This window comes from Mesorhizobium sp. M8A.F.Ca.ET.218.01.1.1 (genome assembly GCF_004791165.1).
GTDB lineage: Bacteria > Pseudomonadota > Alphaproteobacteria > Rhizobiales > Rhizobiaceae > Mesorhizobium.
On record NZ_SRUZ01000035.1, the window covers coordinates 1 to 631 of the forward strand.

The following is a 631-nucleotide window of genomic DNA, read 5'->3' on the forward strand; positions in this document are numbered from 1 at the left end:
GCCAGGATTGGCAGCGACGATGCGACCAGGTCGATATGGATGGCGTCGATGCCGTTGATCGAGCCGGTGATCTGGGTCGGCCCGGCCAGCGTCCAGACGATGTCGGCGCCGGCAACTCCGTTGACGTCCGCCGTGATCCCGGCGACCGATGTGAAGGCCACCCCGGTGATGTTGTCGGAACCGGCATGGAACGTCACCGTTCCGCTGCCGTCCTCGACGTTGGTCGCGGGCGCGCTGCCGGTCGCATTGGCGGTGCCGAGCCCTTCCTCGTCCACCGCGATGACCGCGTTGGTGACCACCGACGGGTTGGCCCCGTCATTGATGGTGATAGTCAGCGTGGTCTGCGAGGTGTCGCCGTCGCCGTCCTTCAGCGTGTAGGTGAAGGTATCGGTCACTGGAGAGGCGTTGCTGATGTTGGAATTGGCCACGTAGCTATAGGTGCCGTCGGGGCTCAGTGTCAGCGTGCCGTACTGGCCGACGACATGGAAGTCGCCGCCCACCACCGTCGTTGCCCCAGAACCCGTCACGCCGCTCACCGCGGCGCCGTCGGCACCCTTGGTGTCGGCGCCGGCCGCATTGCCGTCGCTGCCGACGCCGGTAATCACGTTGCCGCTCGCCGTGCCGCCTTCCG

The 631-nt window shown here is 67.0% G+C and carries 1 protein-coding gene; it reads right to left on the minus strand.

Features of this window, described 5'->3' with window-relative positions; translation table 11 throughout:
* A partial coding sequence (locus EN861_RS34260; protein ID WP_210235211.1) for a VCBS domain-containing protein occupies positions 1-631 on the minus strand: 631 nt, incomplete at both ends.